The organism is Pseudomonas sp. NPDC088885, assembly GCF_044750025.1.
Lineage (GTDB): Bacteria > Pseudomonadota > Gammaproteobacteria > Pseudomonadales > Pseudomonadaceae > Aquipseudomonas > Aquipseudomonas rustica.
On the sequence record NZ_JBIVJB010000002.1, the window covers coordinates 24,985 to 47,284 of the forward strand.

Consider the following 22,300-nt stretch of genomic DNA (forward strand, 5'->3'; position numbering starts at 1 on the left):
CAGGCCATAACTTCGGTCTGCAAGTTTCAATGATGATTGAAGGCTTACTTTAATACCTGAGTCAGGTTATTAATGGCAATTGTTCATGAGGATGAAACCCGACAATGTTATGAGATGTCGGTGAGTGCGTGATTAGTTATTTTTAGTCGGTATCTGTTGATAGTGATTCGTGCACTTGCAGTGCTAATAAGTAGCGGGCAATACAGTGTGACCTGCAAAAATATTTATTGCCAGTCATTGAACTAGTTTTGTTTTCGGTTGTTGTCGTTCGTTTGTGTGGATTGCGACACATATCCATGCAGTCGGGCTTGACACGCTACTTGGCATTAATCAAATGACGGATCGCGCCATGAAGATTCTCGTGACCGGCGGTGCCGGCTATATCGGTTCGCATACCACACTTGCGTTGCTGGAAGCAGGTTATGAAGTTGTTGTGCTGGATAATCTTTGTAACAGCAGTGATGCGGCGTTGCATGCCGTAGAAGCCATCTGCGGCAAGAGTGCCTGGATGATTCGCGGCGATGTCTGTGATCGGGCCTTGCTCGACCGGATTTTCCGCGAACACAACATTGAGGCCGTGCTGCATTTCGCCGGTCTCAAGGCCGTGGGCGAAAGCGTGCGCAAGCCGCTGGAGTACTACGAAACCAACGTCAGCGGCAGCATCACGCTGTGTCAGGCGATGGCGGCGGCGGGGGTGTTTCGTTTGGTGTTCAGTTCGTCCGCCACGGTGTACGGCGAACCCGAGCAAATGCCCATTCGCGAAGATTTTCCTACCGGCAATCCGACCAATCCCTACGGCCAGTCCAAGTTGATCGTCGAGAACGTGCTGCGCGATTTGAGCCAGGCCGAACCGCGCTGGAGCATCGCCTTGCTGCGCTACTTCAACCCGATCGGCGCCCACGACAGCGGGCAGATGGGCGAAGACCCCAACGGTATCCCCAACAATCTGGTGCCTTACATCAGTCAGGTCGCGGTCGGCAGCCTTCAAGAGCTGTCGATTTTCGGTAACGACTACCCGACGATCGATGGCACCGGGGTGCGCGATTACATCCACGTCGTTGATCTGGCCGATGGGCATTTGAAAGCATTGCAATCGATTGCCGGACGCACTGGCATTCATACCTGGAACCTCGGCACCGGCGACGGCTACAGCGTCCTTCAAGTGCTACATGCCTTCGAACAGGCCTGCGGGCAACCGGTGCCGTACCGGATGATGCCGCGTCGTTCCGGCGATATTGCCGAGAGTTGGGCCGACGCCTCCAAGGCTGCCAAAGAACTTGGCTGGAAAGCCACGCGCAGTTTGCAGGACATGGTCACCGACACGTGGCGGTGGCAATCCACGCATCCCAATGGTTACTTGGGATGATGGCCATTTAAAGTCCAATGTTATTTTCAGTCAGGTTGTTAGATTCCGTCGGGAAATTACACTGGCAATGCCTTTTGCAAGTCCGTAGATATAAACCTGCCGTTCGACTTTTATCAGTTGGGTAAGACTGTGAAAGAACAACGGATCTTGTTCGCGCTATTTGCGGGCTTGAACGCTACCACCTCTAACACACGCCGGTTTTTTAACAGGCTGAATGTTAGAAAGGAGTTGTTATGAAAAAAGTGATGGCAGTTGCCCTGTTGATGATGTTGAGCAACTGGGCTGCCGCCGCTGAAGCACCGCTTACTGCGGTGACCAATGTAGGTGGCAACGTGGCGGCTTCTCAAGCGCCGGCAGCCAGTACTGCAATGGTCGCCAGTGCAGTCGCGGCGTCTAACAGCGGTGGCAGTGCCAACGGCGGTACCACCGGTACAACGGGTACCACCGGTACAACCGGCACGCATAACTAACAGGAAGTTCTGTTAGTGCAGTACAAGGTCGCCCGACGTGAGTCGGGTGACTTTGTTTTTGGATTCGCCCTTGAATAGCGTAGTGCCATTATGACTCGTAGTGTTTATCTTTTAATGTTGGCAAGTCTCGCTTTGCAAGGTTGCATGTTTTCCCCCGGTCAATACCTGAGCACCCAGGACATCACGCGTCAGGGTGCCAGTGAAAGCAGCCGGGTCGAGCTGATTCCGATCACGCCCAAGCTGATTGCCATGAACCGCGCCATGCAGAAACGTGAGTCGCTGCCGGCAGAGTTGTTGGCGACGCCCGCGGAATACCGCATCGGCAACAACGACGTGCTGTACATCACCGTGTGGGATCACCCGGAACTGACCGCACCCTCCGGCGCGCAACAACAGATCGATGCCAACGGCCGCCTGGTGCGCTCCGATGGCACGCTGTACTACCCGTTTATCAAGGAAGTTCAGGCCACCGGCCGGACTATCCAGCAACTGCGCTCGGACATCGAACAACGGCTGTCGGCGTTCATCGCCGAGCCGCAGGTCGATGTCGCGGTGTTGCGTTTCGCCAGCCAGAAAGTCGTGGTCACCGGCGCCGTCACCAAGGCTGGCCCACAAGCGATTTCCACCAACCCGCTGAGCGTGGTCGAGGCGCTGGGCACTGCCGGCATCGACACCAACAATGCCGACTTGTCCGGGCTGCTGCTCAACCGCAAGGGCCGGGTGTATCCGCTCAATCTGGATTCGCTCAATCAAGCGGATTCCGCGTTGCAGAACGTCTACCTCAAGGGCGGCGATCAGCTGTATCTGCCGTACAACGACAACAAGCGCATCTACGTGATGGGTGAAGTCAATCAGCCACGCGCGTTGAGCTTCAAGACCGCGACGATGAACCTTTCCGACGTGCTCGGTTCGGTCGGCGGCTTGAGCCAGACCACCTCCAACGGCAACGCGGTGTACGTCATTCGCGGCGTGGAAAACCTCGATGTCGAGCCGGCAAAAATCTATCAACTCGAAGCCGAATCGCCGACCGCCATGGCGCTCGCTTCGCACTTCGAAGTGCGTCCTCAGGACGTCGTGTATGTCGGCCCTGCCAACGTGACTCGCTGGAACCGTCTGATCAGCCAACTGGTGCCGTCGGCATCGATTGTCGGCACCGGCGCTTCCGCTGCGAAGAACTGGAGCGAATACAGCAACAACAGCAAATAAGGCCGCCCGTTCGTGAAAATACTGAAAATCGGCGTCTGCCTGATGGCGGCCGCGTTGCTGTGCGGCTGTAACCCGCTGATGAGCGCGTCGCTGAACAACTTGAAGGCCGCGGTCGTCGGCCCGGATGAAGTCGAGGTGACGCCCGCCGAAGTGGCCGGGGTCAATTACCCGCAACTCAAACTGACCACGCCCTCCGGCTCCGGCGTTTTGGCGCTGGTGCGCGAGCGCGAGGATCTGCAATTTTGGGTCGCTTCCGGCAAACAAGTGTTGTTGCTGCGCGATGGCCTCGCCGTGCGCAGCATTGGCCTCGGTCTGGAAGGCGATCTCGATGGCACGCGCCTGGCTGACAACTCGCCGTTCAAACGAGGCCTGCATCAAGTGCCGGATGGTTTCACCACGCGGCGCTGGATCGATCTCTACAAGGGCCAGGAAGTGGGGGTGATCGTCAACAGTCGCTTCACCCGCCGCGCCACTGAAACCCTGACCATTCTGGACAAGGACTACGCCGTGCTGCGTGTCGACGAGCAGATCGACGCTCCGGCGATCGGGCTGAGTGCGACCAACCGTTATTGGGTCGATCCGCGTGACGGTTTCATCGTGCAGAGCGAGCAGCAACTCACTTCGCAATTGCGTGTGAAGCTCGTGCAACTGACCCCTGATCGCAGGCATTTGCCGTGAAGCGCCTGAGGGTTTTTTCCGCTTTTTTGCTGTTGATCGCCAGTGCGAGTCAGGCCGCCGTCATTGTCAGCGGCGATGTCGCCAACCCGGGCCCGGTCGAGTTGCCGGCGGGTGGGCGTTTGCTCGATGTGATCAGCGTTGCCGTTCCGAATGCCGAAGGTTATTGGCTGGCGGGCGGCTTGCTGCGCCAATCGTTGATTGAGCAACAGACGCGGCTGAAGGTCGGCGTGCTGTTTGATCTCGATGTGCTGCGGCGCATGGCGTTGCTCTTCGACAGACCGAGCCGGGCGGCGCTGGCGCAGCGTGTTGCCGACGAGGTTCGGCAGATGCCGGTGACCGGGCGGCAGATTGCCGATCTCGATCCGGTGGCGCTGGAAGTCGGCTTCGCCCGCAACATCCGTCTCGACGATGGCGATCGGCTGATCTACCCGACGCGCGTCGATGAGGTGGAAGTGGTGGGCGCGGTTGATGAGCCGTGTCACCTGCCGTATCAGCCGTTGCAGGAAGCTCGCGATTATCTGCAAGGCTGTGCGATTTCCAGCGATGCCGAGGCCGATTATCTGTGGCTGATCCAGCCCAATGGCGCTTCGCAGCGCGTCGGTATTGCGCATTGGAATCGCGAGTCCGGGCACTTTCCCGTGGCCGGCAGCAAGATTCTGGTGCCGCTGAAAAATGATGATCTTGATCCGCCTATCCCTGAGCTGAATCAGCAGTTGGCCGAATTTATTGCCACGCAGCTGGCCGAGGTGGTTCGTTGAAGTTACGTTTTGCAGCTGTGTTGTTATTGCCCTGTGGTCTGGCTCATGCAGAGCCGCGCATTACCCAGAATGACTTCGGCGGCGCCGGTCTGTGGCAGACGCCGACCGCACGCATGGCCCCGGCCGGCGAGTTGAGCGTCAACGCCAACCGCACCGATCCGTACAGCCGCTACAGCGTTTCGTTGCAGCCGCTGGATTGGCTCGAAGGATCGTTTCGCTACACCGCGATCACCAACCGGCCGTACGGCTCGGAGGCCCTCAGCGGCAGCCAAAGCTATAAGGATAAGGCGGTCGACGCCAAAGTCCGGCTGTGGCAAGAGAGCCACTGGGCGCCGGAAGTGGCACTGGGCTTCCGGGATATCGGCGGTACCGGTTTGTTCTCCAGTGAGTTTTTCGTCGCCAACAAACGCTTCGACAATTTTGATTTCAGCGCCGGCATCGCCTGGGGTTACATCGGTAATCGCGGCGACTTCGACAACCCGTTGGGCTTCGCCAGTGATCGCTTCAAAACCCGTCCGGAAACCGAAGGCACCGGTGACGTCAACGCGGGTTCGTATTTCCGTGGCCGGCCTTCGCTGTTCGGCGGTGTGAGCTATCAGACGCCGTGGGATCGTCTTAGCCTGAAGCTGGAATACGAAGGCAACGATTATAAAAACGAGCCTAAGGACAACGAGATCAAACAGGACTCACCGATCAACCTCGGCGCAGTGTTCAAAGTCACGGATTCGATCGACCTCAGCGCGGCGTGGGAGCGCGGTAATACGGCGATGTTTGGGGTGACTTTTCACACCAATTTCGTCAGCCGCAAAGCACCGGCGAAGACCTACGACCCGACCCCGGAACCGCTGCCGGCGAAGGCACCGACCACGTCGATGGAGCAGGTTGACTGGGCCAACGTCTCGCAGCGTTTGCAGCAGAATGCCGGCTACAAAGTCGAGCGCATTGCCCAGCGCGATTCCGAGCTGATCGTGTATGGCGAACAGCAGCGTTACTTCCATTCGTCCAAGGCAGTCGGGCGTGCGAGCCGGATTCTCGATAGCAGCGTCAACGACGATATCGACTGGTTCACCGTGGTCAACAAGCGCTACGACCTGCCCCTGGAAGAAACCAGCGTGCCGCGCCAGACCTTCCGCGAAGTGATCAACAACGAGGAGCCGTTGCAGTCGCTGCACCGCACCACCGAGATCAACCCGGCGATGCCACACAACGAGAAAACCCTCTACAGCGAAGCGCCGCAGCATTTCAGTTACGGCGTTGGTCTGGGCTTCAAACAGAACGTCGGCGGCCCGGATGGTTTGCTCTATCAATTCAGTGCCGATGCCGACGCCGAATATCGCTTCAATCGCAACACTTGGTGGAGCGGTCTGCTCAGCGCCAATCTGGCCAACAACTTCGACAAATTCACCTACGACGCACCGAGCGGATTACCGCGTGTGCGCACGGATCTGCGGCAGTACCTGACCACCTCCGATGTGACCATGCCGCTGTTCCAGGTCAGCCATGCCGAGCAGTTGGATAAAGACCTCTACGGCATGGTGTACGGCGGTTATCTGGAGTCGATGTTTGCCGGTGTGGGCGGGGAGGTGTTGTTCCGCCCGACCGGTGAACGCTGGTCGGTGGGCGCGGATCTGAACTGGGTGCGCCAGCGTGATTTTGATCAGGGTTTGGGTTTGCGTGATTACTCGGTGGTGACCGGGCATATCACCGGTTACACGGATCTGCCGTTTGATACGTTAGCAGCCGTCAGTGTCGGTCGTTATCTGGCGGGGGATTGGGGCGGTACGGTGGATATCTCTCGCGAGTTTTTCAACGGCGTGCGTTTTGGTGCGTGGGCGACGATCACCACGGCCAACAGCGCGGAATACGGTGAAGGTAGCTTCGACAAAGGCCTGTACCTGTCGATCCCGTTCGACGAAATGATGAGCATGTCGACCATGCGCCGCGCCAACCTGGTGTGGGCCCCGTTGACCCGAGACGGTGGCGCCAGACTGAGCCGCAGCTTCCAGCTGCACTCGATGACGGATAGCCGGGAAGGGGACATGTTCTATCGCAACTTCGAGAAAATCACCGAGTAACCCGTGATCTTTGTAGGAGCAGAGCTTGCTCGCGAAAGCGGCGGTACATCCAGCACCGATGTTGCCTGACCCACCGCTTTCGCGAGCAGGCTCACTCCTACACTGATCTGTGGCATTCCCACTATCCAGTGATCAACACAAATCCCCTGTAGGAGCCGAGCTTGCTCGCGAAGGCGTCGGCACATCCAGCACCGATGTTGCCTGATCCACCGCTTTCGCGAGCAAGCCCGCTCCCACAATGATCTGGGGTATTCCCACTATCCCGAGACCCACACAAATCCCCTGTGGGAGCGGGCTTGCTCGCGAAGGCGTCGGCACATTCAACATTGATGTTGCCTGACTCACCGCTTTCGCGAGCAAGCCCGCTCTCACATGGGATATTGGCCGAACCGAAAATCCCGATACCAACCCAAATCTCAGACACAAAAAAGGGGACTTTCGTCCCCGTGCATTTGCGCAACCGGCCTCAGTAAATATCCTTCGACAACAGCGTAAACGGTGTCTTCACCAGGATCTTCAGATCCAGCCACAACGACCAGCTGTTGATGTACTGCAGGTCAATCTCGACACGCTTCTGCATCTTGTCGATCGTGTCCGTTTCGCCCCGGCAGCCGCTGATTTGTGCGAGCCCGGTGATCCCCGGTTTAATCCGGTGACGTGCCATGTAGGCGAGGATTTTCCCCGAGTAGAAGTGGTTGTGCGCCACCGCATGTGGACGCGGCCCGACCAGTGCCATATGCCCTTGCAGCACGTTGAACAGCTGCGGCAATTCATCCAGCGAGGTGCGGCGAATAAAGCGTCCAACCGCAGTAATGCGCGAATCGTTACGGCTGGCCTGTTTCACTTCGCGGTCGTCGTGCACGCTCATCGAGCGGAATTTCCAGACCTTGATCACCTTGCCGTTCCAGCCATGACGATCCTGTTTGAAAAACACCGGCCCCGGCGAGTTGAGCTTTACCGCCAGAGCGATGATCAGCAGGATCGGGCTCAACGCGATGATCGCCAGCAACGCCACGGTTTTCTCAACCAGACTTTTGCTCAACGCAGCGGTAGGGCGACTGGTCAGCGGGCTCTCGTTCAAGTAGATCGCCGGCAGACCATCCACCACTTTTACCGAGTGATTGAGCAGCGTCAGCGCGTTCAGATCCGGCACCCAGACCACATCAACGTTGGCGCCGAGCAAATCGACATACATCGCCTCGATCTGCGCCGCTTCGCACAGCGGCAGCGTGATGTACAAACGGCGGATGTCGTGTGCTTCGATCAGCTCCAGCAACTGCTCCTGAGCGCCAACGACGCGCGGTGCATCCGAGGCCAGAGCGGGCAGGGTGCCGTTGCTCACCAGTCCCACCAGCGGCAGGTTTTCCGAGAGGCTGAGCTTCTTCGCCAAGCCCAGCGCCAGTTCGCCAGTGCCAACGATCAGGGTCTTGTGCTCACTTTTACGCGAGCGCTGGTAGTACTTCGAAAACGCATGCAACGGTGCGTACAAAAACGCTTGGCCGAGGAAGCCGTACACCGCCCAGCTCAGAATCACCTGCCGCGAAAACAACTCATCGGCCTGGCAGACAAACGCGATGCAGGCCAGCGCTGCCATGGTCATCGACCAGCCCATGAACAACCGACCCAACCCGGTCAGGTAGTTGTCGCGTTTGCGATAAACACCGCTAAACGTATAAGCCGGCACCGAAGCCAAAACCGCCAGGGTTGCGCACATCCGGTAATAGAACGCGACGCTTCCAGTGTGCTGTTCAGCCAATACGAACAACAGCGTTACAACGAAGCCCTGCGCCAGCGCCCATTGGCCCCAAAAGGTCAGTCCCTTGAGGCCCGTGCTTCGATTAATACTAAGAGAAAGATCCATACGATATCCCCAAAAGACGTCCATTCAGGTTTCAACAGTTGAAATCCGAGTTGTTAAACAGGCTTATTGTTTTTGTTGTAGCGAGTGTCCTGAGGTAACAACGCCGATAGGTCGAACTGTCGTCAGTCAATAGACTAAGTTATTGGCGATAAGGGTGTCTGACGAGTTCTAACAAGGTGGCACAGTGCCAACTTTTCAATGTTTAAAAGCTGATTGTTAGAAAAGGTCGAATAGCAGGGGGTGAATAAAGGATGTCGTATTTGTTACTGTTGGAGGGGTGGAGGCAGGGGGTGTTAATTAAAGGAGGGAGTTGAAACCAAACAGAGTGCTCTTGTTGTTTTTGTAATCGCACTTTTATCTGTTTATCTGGTCTGGGCGGTCGGCTGTGTTTAGGCGACGACTTCCTGGATGAGGCAATAGCCACGGTTTCTGACGGCACGGAACAGTCGTTCACCCTTACTGGCCATTTTGAACTTGTCTTGCAGGCGGCTCAGGCACATCTCCAGTCCGCGATATTGCTCCGGCTCTCGGCCAATGCTCAGAATCAACTCGTCTCGACTGACAACCCGTTCTTCATGGCTGAGCATTTTTTTGACCAGTGCTGTTTCAAGTCCGGTGAGACTGATCTCGACATCGTCTTTGACCAGTGCGCCTTGATCGTTGTCCAGATGCCAGGTTTCGTTGCCAGGCGTATCGTCAGCATTGGCGGGAATTAGCTCGCCGGTTACCGATGGATTGCTCTGAAAGGGATTAGCGATTTGCGCGGCTCGCCATTCGGATTCGAGGGTGGCGATGATTTTCTGGGTGTCATATTCAATCGTTCGAGCGACGTTCTTTCGACTAACGCTTGGGTATGTGAACTCCATCACGGTCGGGGCGGAAGAGGGCGAAGCTGAACCTTCAATAAACATTTGTGCCTGAGACGTGCCAAATGAATTGAAGCGTTCACTGGACAAAATGCTTTCCAGTTCACGTTGCGACGTTGTGCTATTAGTCACGACAACAAAATATTTTCTTGGGAGGGTTGTACTAGTTTCCATGTCTCTCTCCTGAATACACACCAAAATTGGCTAAAAAGGGTCAATCGGCAGGCGAGCAATGACTTCCTCGGAAGTAATCGATAGGCAGGGTCTGGGCCCAATGATGGCCCTCGATAAGTTCCACTCGATCTGCTGCTATGTTATGGAGTTATTGTTATGGTTAGTGTTGTCGCGCTCATTCAGTCGCTTGATTTCTAATAGGCGTGCAGTACAGATAAAACGATAGCGTTGCATGGGACGATCCTTCGTACGTATGCAAAAGGGATGGCTGCCATTGAATCAGGCAGTCGATATCAGACCCCGCAGCAGGCGATAGCCATGGCCGCGGATGCTCTGAATCGCGTTGGTACCATACATGTCCTTGATTTTTCCACGCAAGCGGCTGATCGATTTCTCCAGCGCTCGAGGGTCGTAGAAATTGGAGTTGAGGCCCATGATGTTGGCAATTTCATCATGGCTCAGAATGTGGTTATGAGTTTGCGCAAAGGCTTCGAGGATCTTCATTTCGGCAAACGAGATATCAAGTTTCTGGCGGGAGCCCATCAGGCAAATGCGCGTCGGGTCGAGTGTCAGATTGATATCGCGTTGCCACTCTTCACTGTTGAAGAACTCGGCAAGCAACTCGGCGCTGTCCTCAGAGAGGGTATTGAGTTTGATACAAAAGTCAGCGCCGGCCAGAAAATACTTGATCTTGTTGAAGGCGCCGCGCCCCGTGATCACCGCACAAATGATCGGCTTCAAGTTGTCGCTGCGAACGCTTTGCACCAGCGCCAAATTGTCTTCGAGGGCCTGAGGGCTGTCGATGACCAGGAAAATGGCGCGATATCCAGAATAATCATTCTGCTGAAATGAACGAGTGTACGCATCGACTTCTAGTGCCATATCGCTACGCACATGCCTGGCCACCAGCGTTCTAAAATGTTCGGCCACGCCACGGGTACGACCCAAAGTGAGAACACCGGGGTCTTCGTTTTGCGGGCGCGGACTTCTAGTCGCTAAGTTCCCAGAGAGCATCATGCATTGACTCGAATTAAGTGCTGACATCGGGATGTTAAAGCACCGGTTCTCATCTGTGACTGACAATTGGTAACATTCACGCGCTTTTTAGACGTGCCTCCCGAGTTTTCTAACAATAATTAAGCTTTTCAAGCTTTTAGTTGATTTTGTCGAGTAGGTGAACTAGCGCTTAGATGGTGGCGATATGCAATGGTGCCACTATTTTGAATCGCTGGCCATCGCTTTGTTAATGTCCAATTGCCATTGTTTGGCCATCTGCGTGAATGTGAGATTCATCACACTTTATTGGCTGGACTAACTTTTTGCCACTCAGCCCCTAAATATTTTCTGCGTAGTTCGTCGTCCGACGATTACTAACATGGCTTGAGTGTGGCATTTCATTAGACCTATTCTTCCGGGATCAAAAGATCGCAGTCTTCGGCAGCTCCTACAGGGGAATGCATTTCAAATGTAGGAGCTGGCGAAGGCTGCGATCTTTTGATCTTTCATTTTGGCCAATTGTTTAATTGCAGATACTCAAGCCCTGAGTGTTATTACCCGGTCGCTCACACGAGCGCTCTGACGGAGGATTAATGGATTTCTGGACTTTTTTCCAGGTGTTGATATTAGGTGCGGTTGAAGGCCTCACCGAGTTCTTGCCCATCTCGAGTACCGGCCACCAGATCATCGTCGCCGACCTGCTCGACTTTGGTGGTGAGCGCGCCATGGCGTTCAACATTATTATTCAACTGGGTGCCATTCTCGCCGTGGTCTGGGAGTTCCGCCCGAAGATCTTCGAAATCATCAAAGGCCTGCCCACTGAGCGCAATGCACAACGCTTCACCGTCAACTTACTGATCGCCTTTCTACCCGCCGTTGTACTCGGCGTGCTATTCGCCGACACCATCCATCATTACCTGTTTAACCCGATCACCGTCGCCGTGGCGCTGGTGGTGGGTGGCGTGGTGATGCTGTGGGCCGAACAACGCAGTCATGTGATCAGCGTCGAGCACGTCGACGACATGCGCTGGTCTGACGCGCTCAAGGTCGGTTTCGTACAGTGCCTGGCGATGATTCCCGGCACCTCGCGTTCCGGCTCGACCATCATCGGCGGCTTGCTTTTCGGCCTGTCACGCAAAGCCGCTACCGAGTTCTCGTTCTTCCTCGCCATGCCAACCATGGTCGGCGCCGCCGTATACTCCGGCTACAAATACCGCGACCTGTTCCAGCCCAACGACCTGCCAGTGTTCGCGCTCGGCTTCGTCACCGCGTTCATCTTCGCGATGATCGCCGTGCGCGGTTTGCTCAAGTTTATTGCCAACCACAGCTATGCCGCGTTCGCGTGGTATCGGATTGCGTTTGGTTTGCTGATTCTGGCGACGTGGGCGTTCGGTTGGGTCAACTGGACGGCGGCAGCGGCGGGGTGAAAGTCAAGCCAGGCGGATCAAACCGCCTGGTTGAAACTGGGGGAGGGCATCAACGCCCTTCAAGCAACTCGGCGGCTTGATCCAGCAACGCCAGCGGATCCTTGGCTTTGTGAATATCCACCGACAACAACTGACGGAATTTACGCGCCCCCGGGAACCCCGTGCCCAGGCCCAGCACATGCCGCGTGATGTGGTGCATCGCGCCGCCGGCCGCCAAATGCTCGGCTATATAAGGACGCAATTGCGCCAACGCCTCAGCCCGACTGATCACCGGCGCCGAACTGCCGAACAACTGCTGATCCACCTCCGCCAGCACATACGGATTGTGATAAGCCTCACGCCCCAACATCACGCCGTCGAACGTCTGCAAATGCTCATGGCAGGCCTCCATCGTCTTGATCCCGCCGTTCAGCACAATCTCCAACTCCGGAAAATCCGCCTTCAACTGCGCCGCCACGTCATAACGCAACGGCGGAATGTCGCGATTCTCCTTCGGCGACAACCCCTCCAGAATCGCAATCCGCGCATGCACGGTAAAACTCGTGCACCCGGCATCGCGGACGGTGCCGACGAAATCGCACAGCTCTGCGTAACTGTCGCGACCATTGATGCCGATGCGGTGCTTGACCGTTACTGGAATTGACACCGCGTCACGCATGGCCTTGACGCAATCCGCCACTAACTGTGGGTGACCCATCAGGCAGGCGCCGATCATGTTGTTCTGTACGCGATCGCTTGGGCAGCCGACGTTGAGGTTTACCTCGTCATAACCGTGCTCTTGCGCCATGCGCGCGCAGGCGGCCAGGTCGAGGGGGACGCTACCGCCGAGTTGCAACGCCAATGGATGCTCGGCTTCGTTGTGACGGAGGAAACGTTCGTGATCGCCGTTGAGGAGAGCGCCGGTAGTGACCATTTCTGTGTAGAGCAGGGCGTTCTTCGACAGGAGGCGTAGGAAGTATCTGCAATGCCTATCGGTCCAATCCATCATCGGGGCAACAGAAAATTTATGATTCATAAAACCTTGATTTTAAAGGCCTGCAGCGTAGTTTCATGCTATTCTTTGTGTACATTTCAGGGGTAGAAATTGCGGTTTCGGTACACCTGGGGTACACGCCGTGTGCATAAAAGGTATGCCTCGGGTACTAGTAAATGAACAGTGAGTGAACACGAGCATGGCTTCTTTTCAACAGCTCCCCAGCGGCAACTGGCGTGTCTTGATCCGAGCCAAAGGCCACAAAACGATTAGCTCTACGTTTACATCCGAGAAACTGGCAAAGGCTTTCGCGAAAGAGAAGGTGCGTCAGCTTGAAGAAATCAAAGCCACTGGCAGGATGGCGGCTCCTAAGGGCTCGACTGTTGGTCATTATATAGACGACTACCTGGTTTACATACAGCCCGGACGAACGCTTCAGCGGAGCGCTCTCTTCATCTACAGTGCCCTGAAGGATCGATTCGGGAAAATCGGGATCGAGCGTCTATCCAAAAGCCACTTGGACGCTTTCATCGAGGTTCGGAAAAAAGAAGGCGTACAAGGTCAGACCATTGCAGGTGATCTCTCTCTCCTATCGACAGTTCTGCGTTACTGCTACGACGTAAAGCATTTGGATGTTGATCGGGATATGGCAGATAAGGCTCGCAAAAGCTTGAAGACTAGTCACAAGCTGAGGATCAAAAGCCGAGAGGTTGAATGTGTTCCAACGCAGTCGGAGATTGACGCGATCATTGGCGTGTTCGCGACGAAGAAACGACAGCAAATCGATATGCCCAAGGTGATTAGGTTTGGGTTGTATACTTCAATGAGACAATCAGAGATATGCAACATCCGCATTGAAGATCTGAGCCATGAATACAAGACTGTAATTATTCGTGATAGGAAGCACCCAGATGAAAAAATGGGTAACGATGAAACAGTGCCCTTGCTACCGTCAGCTTGGGAGATTGTTGAGAAATTTGTTGGGAATCGTAAATCAGGGCCAATTTTCCCATACAACCCTAAGTCTGTGTCGGTTGCCTTCTCGCGTGCCCGGGTCGATGCAGGAATTGTTCGCCCGGTGAGATTTCATGACTTGCGACATAAAGCAATCACTGACTTCTTTGGTATTGGATTGAGCGTGCCGCAGGTAGCTCTGATGAGCGGGCACCGGGACTGGCAAACACTGAAGCGATACACTCACATCAAGGCCTCTGATGTTCATGCTGCTTACAACTCCTTGAGCATTAAACAGCAGGACGCCAAGAATATTAATGAGCAACTCGCTTGGCTTGTTGAGCAGGTAGGGGAGCTGACAGGAGCTCAGGCCTAAAACACAAAAAAAGGGGCCAGCGGCCCCTTTCTCTTATATACACCTTCTGGTGAACTCTTCTTGCCCGGTGTCCATTAATCCGTTAATAAACTCTATTACGGAGATTTTTGGATAGAGGTAGGCGTCTCCAAAGCGAATGGGCTTGGGCCCCTTCCCATGCTTTCTCCAGTACGCCAAAGTTTCTAGCTTCACCTTCGCCAACTCACTGATATCTTCTGCAGTGAAGCATTTGACTTCGTCAGCCATTTTGCTTCTCAAATTGCTAAATCCGCTTTCTTTATGGCATTGAAAAGGCGTAGCTGGGGTGGGTGTGAAGTTGTCTGTCGAAGACATGAGTAAGCTCGTAGTCCGTGAGCGCGCGTACCCTCCTAGTCGTAGCGCCAAATGTTTGATTTGCCGGTTCCATGAGTACTAAGGCGTTGAGAGTGCAGGTAGTGCAGGTAGTGCAGGCGGATCAGGCGATGGCAGTCGTGCTCGAATCGGAAGAGCTCAAACCATCATCACGGTTGTAAAAACTAGGCGACCGATATGTGTGTAGCGTAAGAGTCACTTAATGCTGTCTGCTGCAAAAGTCGAGAGTGCTCGGCCGATACGACCGGATCGCGGCGATATTTTTTGCAGAAATTGAGTCTCAAGTTACGGGCGTGAGCATAAAAAATACCTTTCTGAAATCAGGAGCTTGCATCAAGGCGCCGACCGGCCCGAGTCAATTCATGATGAATGTTTAGTGATTCGCTGTCAACGAAAAAAATCAGTTTGGATATTGACAATCCGTCAATTATCAGGGTTAAAGAGTATAGGGAAGGTGTACTGTAACCACTGAAAGACCTGCAGGGGATCAAATCGCACTTAGCAATGGCCAGCCGGCGCCTATCTGGAAAGACGCATGAGCCTACTCTCGAGTGCCGCAAGAGATATGTGGGGAAGGGCGATGTTGTCGACTTGGGATGTGCGTTCGGGTAAAGCTTCTTGGCTGACGTGCCTAGTGACCGATCCGGCTTAACGAGGCAGTAGAGCTCGTCCTAAATTTTGTCGGCTGTGAATTTTTTAAACCCTTTTTTTCTGACGGCATGGTGATTCTCAAATTTTGGACGTAGTTATCCCAAAAATTTAGCCGCTTGGTTTGGGCTCAAAAGACAAGCTAGCCGTCCTGCGGCCGGATAAACGACTAATACAAGCTAAGCGGCCTCCTAAAGCTCTCGGTACAGTTGATTGGGTTTCCTCTACAGATTATCAATTGGCCAGTAAGTAAGTTGAATCTCAGAAGCGCTAGGCAAAGGTCAGTTGGGCGTTGCTTGAAGATGTGAGTATTGATTGAAGGCTTTGGAGAAAGCTGTTTTTGAATTCAATAACTATACACTCCGTTTTAAAAAACCGAATTCAAGGGGGTACCCAAAAATATATATTGGTTGACTTTTTAGAATTACCGTAAAGATTGGGGTTTACGTCGCTTGTGGCTAATTGATGGCTGACGCGTAAGCAGCTAGTCACCTAGGCTTGTATCGTTTTGACACCACCACTTGAGGGGAAGGTTCTTACCAATGCCACCCGATCCCCTCGAAATTACACCTGCGCTTCCTTGCGAAATTTTTGTAGCATGCTGGATCGGTGGCTCTGCTGCCCTGGAACTGTCCGTTTACCTGAACCCGCACCTAGTAGGATCACTCCGAAGATCTGGCGTCGGTTCGCGGTGTCTGAAAACAAGCACCTTGGGCAAACATGCACCACGTCATCTAGGTTGTGATGAGGTGGGGGATAGCGGCGAAAAAGTACGGTATTCCAGATCCTGATGGTTGGAGCCGCCGGTGAATCAAGAAGCTCGCAAGACGTTGGTCAAAGCACTGCACTGCACTGCGTAATTACACTGACTTGACCAGCTATTTGCATTCGACTTGACCGCCCCGCTTGCATTCGGTAAGCGACCGGCGAACTCACCTACCCGATCCCAACCATATAGGCGATGGTGTCCACCTAAAATATGTGGACACCACCGCCCTTATCGTCAGGATCACCATGCGCCAAAGAACCTCTTATTCCAAACCTTTCAAAGCCCAAGTCGTCCAAGAATGCCTGCAAACAGCCGTATCAATGGCCAGCGTAGTATTGCGCCACGGCATCAACGCTGCTCTGGTTCGAAAATGGATACCTGCTTATGGTGATCATCAGGCGCCGACGCTGCCCAATTTCGTTCAGATGAAGCTCGTCCGTAGCCCAGCCCAATCAGTCTCTATCACCATCGAGATCCCTTTTGGCCACCAACAACTCACTGTGAAGTGACCATCTTCAGATCCTGAAAGATGCGCCCGGTTTGTCCATGAGCTGGCACGCTACTGAGCCCAGGGATATGCGCGCCGGCACCGAAACCGCGCTGGCCAGGGTGGTTGGAGTGTTCGGTGCAGCTAAGCCGCACAGTGCTTAGTTCTTTGCCAATCTCCGAGACAACCGGATGAAAGTCCTGGTGCATGACGGCGTGGGAATATGGCTTGCTGCCTGACGGTTTAACCAAGGCAAATTCCACTGGCCAGGTACCGAGCAACGCGCTAAGTAAGCTTGAGCGACAAGGCATCGTGACGCTGTGCAACAGCAAAGCCTATGCGCATCTGCCGCCGAGCTAGATCGTCCCGCAGTTGGCCGACGAGGGACGCTATGTGGCCTCGGAGGCAAATTTGTATCGCGCCTTGCATGCCGCGGGTCATCAGCACCGCTCCCGAGTCAAGCGGCCGCATCGCCATGAGGCGCCAACCACTTACGCAGCGATATTGGCCAATCAGGTGTGGTCATGGAACATCACCTACCTACCTACCTACCTACCTACCTACCTACCTACCTACCTACCTACCTACCTACCTACCTACCTACCTACCTACCTACCTGCCATCGCCGGATCGCGGGAAGTTTTACTACCTCTATTTGATCGAGGATATCTACAGCCGCAAGGCCGTGGGCTGGGAAGTCCACGAAGCCGAGAGCGGCGAAGAAGCAGCGTTACTACAGAAAAGCGTGATGCATTGAAAAATGCTGGCGTCAGCCTATGGTGTTGCACTCGGACAATGCTGCGCCGATGAAATCGGGGACGTTGACGACCAAAATGTATGACCTGGGCATCACGCCAACGCGCAGCCGACCACTGGTGAGCAACGACAACCCGTACTCGTAATCACTGTTCAGAACGCTCAAGTACTACCCGCAATGGCCGCACGATGGATTTACCAGCGTGGATGATGCACGTATCTGGGTGAGGGATTTTATGACCTGGTACAACACCGTGCATCGTCACAGCCGAATCCGCTTCGTTGCTCCGGCCCAGCGCCACGACGGGAAAGACGGAGATTTCTTGGCGCGTCGGGACGCGATCTATGGGCTTGCCCGAGAAAGAAGACCGGAACGGTAGTCGGGTGAAACGCATAACTTGAACCCGATCGGGACGGTGTATCTGAACTCGGAAAGGGAGTTGGCCGTGATCGTAAAAGTCGCGTATTGAAACGGTGGACGCGACAACTACCTAGAAAAACGCCGAATATTCTAAAAAAAGACGAAAATGTTTATGCTGTTTTTTTGCGCAGCAACTAGGGTGTTACCTAAAAAAACCTTTAAAATCAATTGGTTAAAACATTATATATAAATTGACACGATGCTGATTTTGCATGAGATTGAAGGTTTTTGCCCAGAACGGATCAGCAGGCTTGGGCACGTGTTTGACACATCTGAACAACCGGTTAAGCTAGCCACCAAGAAAAGACGGGGCTATGAAATTATCGGCACACGCATGTAGCGGCAAGCAATAATCGTATGGATGATACGTAGTTTCTAACCCTTGCAATTACCCATTTGAAGAGATTGGCTAACTGTATTCGTACAGCAATTTCTGTAAAAACTCGCAACGCCTTTGAACGACGCTCAGAATCAGGCGGCCACGATCGGTGTCTCCTGGCGATAGGCGAACGGCATCCAATAATCCATGGATATAGTCTAAGACTTTGCTCTTTGCTCTTTGCTCTTTGCTCTTTGCTCTTTGCTCTTTGCTCTTTGCTCTTTGCTCTTTGCTCTTTGCTCTTTGCTCTTTGCTCTTTGGCGCACATGCGCGAATCACAGGCGAGTATCTAAAAATGTTTATTTCTCATGAGTATTATAGAGAAGGTCGACCCGGCTTCCCGGGGCCAGGACGAACCGCATGGCGAATGATCGAACGGGAATCAATGGATCCTTGGTATCACGTCATCCTTCGGTTCACGGAGGGAGCCAGACAACTCACCAAGAGGTATATGCCTACGGACGCCTCTTTTTTGTCCAACCTACTGGAGCTGGAGGGCCCAACTTGCATTGTTGAAGAGGTTCAGGTCATAACCTCACCCTGGGTCAATGGAGGCCTCTCAGAGCGTATGGAGAAGCTAATCAGCCTGAACATCGGTTACGACCAGAAAGGCGAGTGCGTGTTACTTCACACGGTTGCAAGCGGAGCGGTGTACAGCAGTACTCCCGATTGTCTCGATGTCAGTTCGCTGTCCGACATCCAAACAATCTACCAGGACATGGAGAGTGCTCATTCCCAGGTTCAGGGTGCTTAGCACTACACAACACGGTGACACCGATGAAGCTTCAAATCTATTCCGACCTGCACCTCGGCTTCGCTCGATTCGAGCCCACCCCAAGCCATGCGGACGTAGTCATTCTCGCTGGTGACATTGATATCAAATCGCGCGGCGTGGTTTGGGCGAACGACGTGTTCGGTTGTCCTGTGATCTACGTGTGTGGCAATCATGAGTTTTATGGCGGCCACATCGATCACACGCTTCGAAAAATGAAGGACGCGGCAGCGCCTCATGTCCACGTCCTCGAAAACGAGGCCTTGATCCTGAACCAAACTAGATTCTTGGTCACGACAGCGTGGACAGATTTCTCGTCTACCGGCGATGTGGTTGCCGCCAAACGTATTGCTTGGGATTGGATGAACGATTTCACCGTGATCAGAACCGATGCAAATTTCCGGCGTTTGCGTCCTGATGACTTGATCGCTAAATCGCAGGCGGCGTACGCCTGGCTTACTGGAGAACTGGACAAACCCTTCGCCGGTAAAACTGTTGTCGTCACGCACCATGCACCGACGGTGGAATACGTGAGTGAGGGTTTTCCTGCGCACCTCATTGCTGCGTATGCAAACAATTGGCCCGAGCTTCTGAAGAAGGCCGATGTGTGGATTTATGGACATACCCACATCGCTGCGGATTTCGTTAAGCAGGGTTGCAGAGTTGTGTCAAATCCTCGCGGATACCCAACCGAAGACACCGGTTTCGATCAGGATTTCGTGCTCGAGATTTGACGAGCGGCATGCAGCGATGAACCTCAGCAATCTGAGTTTTTCCCTAAGTTGTTGCGCTGGGATGAATTCCATTTGTGCGATCTAAGCCTACATCGATCGAGAAATTCACATGGTTACGTTAGAAGAGATTTCCCAGCTCCTTTACGGCGCCGGCGAAGAGGTGGCTGGTTGGCAAGGAACCCAAGACGAGCTGATTGCATTGGCAGCAAAGACATTCCCAGGCAAAGCATTCTGCGTGGTGAAGCAGTGGATCCTGATCGACCTTACGGTTAACCCTGATGAGAAAGAAAAGCTAAGCGGGCTTGGTTTACTTCCCGCGACGCTTTTCGCCCACGAAATTGTCCTCGACAGCCAAAGTCGCTTTCAGCCTTCGATGTGGGTGCGCAGTAATTTCGGCATCTCTTCCAGCCCTTACCTGTTTGAAACCAAAAAAACTGTCTATCTCCTGCTTGGGTCAGGACTGAGAAAAGAGGCGAGCATTGGTGCCGCTTTTTCAATGAGGGCAGGGTGAGCGATGCTTGCCGACGGTTTATTCATGGTCGTTTTGGAGCTTGAGTTGGATGCCTGAAGTAATTGAGCTGGAATTTCATAGTAAAGATGTCAGCGAATTTCAGCTGCGCCGTTTGGTGCGAGCAAGCCTTCGCAAATACACGGTGCCTGTCACGGCATTCATCAGCGACGCTTTTATTGCAGATGACACATGCGTCGGGGTGTCATTCGATCACTCTGAGAAGGATGATGCCTACCACAGAGCTGATGGTTCAATTCTTCACACGGGTAAAATTCAGTCGGCGAGGAAAGAAGGACGATTTTGGTTACTCGAGACTCAAGATGGTAATTACGTCATCGCTAGCTTCAGGCGAGACCTCGGCAGAGCTAGCTTTTTGAAGCTTCTTGAGTCCGCCGATAGTTTCTAATCGACGGTATGAAAACCATCCTTTGATCAAATGACAGGGCTTGGCACGTGACAGATGAACGATGGTCAGTTGCTCGGGCAATAATCCATTTCGAGGAGTTGCTCGATATTGTGATCACGACTCGCAAACCAGTTTTCGTTGATGGAGAACGCGGGACTGCTGTGTTCATTTCAATGGAGGAATGGGAGTTGATTCAGGACAGGCTCATTGCTCGAGCTCCGTCAGACCTTTGAACATTCGCTTGCTAGGCCTCTTACGGTTTTAGTCTGCTGCGCTTCGAGTTAACTATGCGGAGCGCTTCAAGCGGCATCTGTCCCGTAACGCTCGTGCCATCTGATGGAGTCACCGCTCGCCTTAGCTCAGTAACCGAGCTCGTTCAGCAGCTGTTGCAAAAAACCACGGCGCCTACGAACCGCGCACAGGATTAGATAGTCGCGGTCGGTATCGGTTGTTGAAAGATGCCCGGCGTCCACCAAGCCATGGATGTAGCCTTCAGCTTTTCCTCTCGCCTCCAGCAGGGCTTCGATGGAAGTGCTTTTGAAAATGTCGCCAGCAATGAGCTGCCACCGCTTCTTCTGGCGGCTCCCAACGGGGTCATCGGAAAATTTCGGTGCGTTGATCAGTGTGTTGAAATCGGCACGTGCGTCAGGTGTGTTCAAAGCGGATTCTCGGAACGGTGATAACTGAGCTGAGGCTATCTTGCGCACACTAAATCGCTTGTTGTTAGCTGGTTTTTGTAGGCGCTGGCGCGAAGGGACGACTTCAATGATGGTGCACGCTATCGGTGGCACCTTTGAACATTGCGGAGCGTACAGGCAGTGCTATTCAGCGAGTACATTCTTAGCCCGGAGTTGGTATGGGATATCTCAGCCTAGAGGACATCTACCCGGATGACGTACACAAATATGGCCATATACGGGTCGGAATGACCGATCTATACGTTAAAGACAATCACGCCGCTTATGGTGTGGTGACGCGTGGCGAATGCCGCGAGCTGACCAGTAGGTTACTGCGTGATGAAACAGTGCAAATGATCATTAGCGCTAAGCTCGCCGCATTGCCAGAGGACTACGATCCGTGGATTAGGCGGATCGAACGCAATCGTGCGTTACACGCGAGGTATGGGGATAAATTCGATCCCTGGGGGGACGACTGAAAGTCCCCACGTCCAATCACAAATGCAGCGTCTCATCTTACTCAGCCAACTTGCCTCGCAAATCCATCAGTGGGACGAGCATGGGCGCCAATGACAGGCCACGCTAGCACTCGATGAAAAGGAAAGGGCGTTGAAGATATTCCTTGATTGCGAATTTACTCAGCTCAATCGGGACTCGAAGCTGATATCCCTAGCTCTGGTATCAGAGTCGGGCCGAGAGTTCTACGTTGAGCTGATCGACACCTATCTGGTCGAAGACTGTAGTGATTTCGTTATTCAGAACGTTCTACCACAGCTTGATCCTCTGCGATGTGGTCAGTCGCTTAGCGAAGCCCAAGCCTCTCTTCGCAGATTTCTAGGGAGCTTCGTCGAGCAGCTTGAGATATGTTCAGATGCGCCACATTGGGATTGGCAGTTGTTCCGTGATCTCGTTTGTGTAGATCATCAACCCTGGCCACTCCACGTTATGGATCAACCAACCGACCTCACGATCCTTTTCAATCAGGTAAGTGCGGAAGCTCTTGAGGAGCTGGATCTACCTGATCTGCCGCACCATGCATTGTTAGACGCGCGGATGCTTGCAGAGCTTTTCAAGGCATTGGCCTCTCGGTTTGCTCTGTCACCATAGAGGTACATCGCGACGTTGGTCGCTCAGCTTTGAACGGTGTCCTGCTGGTGATTTGAGTTTCACCATCCGGTGGCGAAGGGACAAAGCTGGATTATTTCAAAT

The 22,300-nt window shown here is 53.8% G+C and carries 19 protein-coding genes and 1 pseudogene; 15 read left to right on the forward strand and 5 right to left on the reverse strand.

The window, feature by feature from the left end:
* Window positions 1-349 precede the first annotated feature (349 nt).
* The 6 genes from galE (at window position 350) to ACIP1X_RS02550 (ending at window position 6,553) form a co-directional block, all read left to right on the forward strand.
* Complete coding sequence (gene galE, locus ACIP1X_RS02525) at window positions 350-1,366, forward strand: UDP-glucose 4-epimerase GalE (RefSeq protein WP_053122014.1); 1,017 nt, start codon at window positions 350-352, stop codon at window positions 1,364-1,366.
* A 233-nt stretch (window positions 1,367-1,599) separates the two neighbouring features.
* Complete coding sequence (locus ACIP1X_RS02530; RefSeq protein WP_282358727.1) at window positions 1,600-1,836, forward strand: hypothetical protein; 237 nt, start codon at window positions 1,600-1,602, stop codon at window positions 1,834-1,836.
* Between the two features lie 144 nt (window positions 1,837-1,980).
* Window positions 1,981-3,042, forward strand: a complete 1,062-nt coding sequence (locus ACIP1X_RS02535) for a polysaccharide biosynthesis/export family protein (RefSeq protein ID WP_400749019.1) — start codon at window positions 1,981-1,983, stop codon at window positions 3,040-3,042.
* Between the two features lie 12 nt (window positions 3,043-3,054).
* A complete protein-coding gene (locus ACIP1X_RS02540; protein WP_159815505.1) occupies window positions 3,055-3,720 on the forward strand; it encodes a YjbF family lipoprotein in 666 nt (221 codons plus the stop codon).
* The gene (locus ACIP1X_RS02545) at window positions 3,717-4,478 is read left to right on the forward strand and encodes a capsule biosynthesis GfcC family protein (RefSeq protein ID WP_400749022.1); all 762 of its coding nucleotides are present in this window, start codon (window positions 3,717-3,719) and stop codon (window positions 4,476-4,478) included. The genes ACIP1X_RS02540 and ACIP1X_RS02545 overlap by 4 nt, the downstream gene beginning before the upstream one ends.
* On the forward strand, window positions 4,475-6,553 hold the full coding sequence (locus tag ACIP1X_RS02550) for a YjbH domain-containing protein (RefSeq protein WP_400749025.1): 2,079 nt from the start codon (window positions 4,475-4,477) through the stop codon (window positions 6,551-6,553). Before ACIP1X_RS02545 ends, ACIP1X_RS02550 begins: the two co-directional genes overlap by 4 nt.
* A gap of 466 nt (window positions 6,554-7,019) precedes the next feature.
* Here ACIP1X_RS02550 and ACIP1X_RS02555 read toward each other — a convergent pair whose 3' ends face one another.
* From ACIP1X_RS02555 to ACIP1X_RS02565, 3 genes are all read right to left on the reverse strand, one after another.
* The gene (locus ACIP1X_RS02555; RefSeq protein ID WP_053122004.1) at window positions 7,020-8,414 is read right to left on the reverse strand and encodes an undecaprenyl-phosphate glucose phosphotransferase; all 1,395 of its coding nucleotides are present in this window, start codon (window positions 8,412-8,414) and stop codon (window positions 7,020-7,022) included.
* A 389-nt stretch (window positions 8,415-8,803) separates the two neighbouring features.
* Complete coding sequence (locus ACIP1X_RS02560) at window positions 8,804-9,454, reverse strand: helix-turn-helix domain-containing protein (RefSeq protein ID WP_212545649.1); 651 nt, start codon at window positions 9,452-9,454, stop codon at window positions 8,804-8,806.
* A 279-nt stretch (window positions 9,455-9,733) separates the two neighbouring features.
* On the reverse strand, window positions 9,734-10,471 hold the full coding sequence (locus ACIP1X_RS02565; protein ID WP_400749028.1) for a winged helix-turn-helix domain-containing protein: 738 nt from the start codon (window positions 10,469-10,471) through the stop codon (window positions 9,734-9,736).
* A gap of 572 nt (window positions 10,472-11,043) precedes the next feature.
* Here ACIP1X_RS02565 and ACIP1X_RS02570 point away from each other — a divergent pair.
* Window positions 11,044-11,877, forward strand: a complete 834-nt coding sequence (locus tag ACIP1X_RS02570) for an undecaprenyl-diphosphate phosphatase (protein WP_053121998.1) — start codon at window positions 11,044-11,046, stop codon at window positions 11,875-11,877.
* 49 nt (window positions 11,878-11,926) lie between these two features.
* Here the strand turns inward: ACIP1X_RS02570 and dusA are convergent, their stop codons facing one another.
* Window positions 11,927-12,892 (reverse strand): tRNA dihydrouridine(20/20a) synthase DusA, encoded by a 966-nt coding sequence (gene dusA, locus ACIP1X_RS02575; RefSeq protein WP_400749031.1) that lies wholly within the window; start codon window positions 12,890-12,892, stop codon window positions 11,927-11,929.
* A gap of 157 nt (window positions 12,893-13,049) precedes the next feature.
* Here dusA and ACIP1X_RS02580 point away from each other — a divergent pair, with 157 nt between their 5' ends.
* The 6 genes and pseudogenes from ACIP1X_RS02580 to ACIP1X_RS02605 all read left to right on the forward strand — a co-directional run bounded on the left by ACIP1X_RS02580 (window position 13,050) and on the right by ACIP1X_RS02605 (window position 20,414).
* Entirely contained in the window at window positions 13,050-14,180 is a 1,131-nt protein-coding gene (locus ACIP1X_RS02580) for a tyrosine-type recombinase/integrase (protein WP_400749033.1), read from the forward strand.
* A 2,013-nt stretch (window positions 14,181-16,193) separates the two neighbouring features.
* A complete protein-coding gene (locus ACIP1X_RS02585) occupies window positions 16,194-16,457 on the forward strand; it encodes a transposase (RefSeq protein WP_154909239.1) in 264 nt (87 codons plus the stop codon).
* A gap of 239 nt (window positions 16,458-16,696) precedes the next feature.
* A pseudogene (locus tag ACIP1X_RS02590) lies at window positions 16,697-17,661 on the forward strand (transposase); the annotation flags it as partial.
* 1,107 nt (window positions 17,662-18,768) lie between these two features.
* A complete protein-coding gene (locus ACIP1X_RS02595) occupies window positions 18,769-19,497 on the forward strand; it encodes a metallophosphoesterase (protein ID WP_400749035.1) in 729 nt (242 codons plus the stop codon).
* Window positions 19,498-19,606: 109 nt separating this feature from the next.
* Window positions 19,607-20,008 (forward strand): DUF6957 family protein, encoded by a 402-nt coding sequence (locus ACIP1X_RS02600; RefSeq protein WP_400749037.1) that lies wholly within the window; start codon window positions 19,607-19,609, stop codon window positions 20,006-20,008.
* A 49-nt stretch (window positions 20,009-20,057) separates the two neighbouring features.
* Window positions 20,058-20,414 carry a hypothetical protein gene (locus ACIP1X_RS02605; protein WP_400749040.1) on the forward strand — a complete coding sequence of 119 codons (357 nt, stop codon included), beginning with the start codon at window positions 20,058-20,060 and terminating at the stop codon, window positions 20,412-20,414.
* A 359-nt stretch (window positions 20,415-20,773) separates the two neighbouring features.
* Here the strand turns inward: ACIP1X_RS02605 and ACIP1X_RS02610 are convergent, their stop codons facing one another.
* Complete coding sequence (locus tag ACIP1X_RS02610) at window positions 20,774-21,073, reverse strand: hypothetical protein (protein WP_400749043.1); 300 nt, start codon at window positions 21,071-21,073, stop codon at window positions 20,774-20,776.
* Between the two features lie 197 nt (window positions 21,074-21,270).
* Here ACIP1X_RS02610 and ACIP1X_RS02615 point away from each other — a divergent pair, with 197 nt between their 5' ends.
* Both ACIP1X_RS02615 and ACIP1X_RS02620 read left to right on the forward strand, forming a co-directional pair.
* Entirely contained in the window at window positions 21,271-21,570 is a 300-nt protein-coding gene (locus ACIP1X_RS02615) for a hypothetical protein (RefSeq protein WP_400749045.1), read from the forward strand.
* Between the two features lie 130 nt (window positions 21,571-21,700).
* Window positions 21,701-22,198: an exonuclease domain-containing protein gene (locus ACIP1X_RS02620; RefSeq protein ID WP_400749047.1), complete on the forward strand. Its 498-nt coding sequence runs from the start codon at window positions 21,701-21,703 to the stop codon at window positions 22,196-22,198.
* Window positions 22,199-22,300 lie beyond the last annotated feature (102 nt).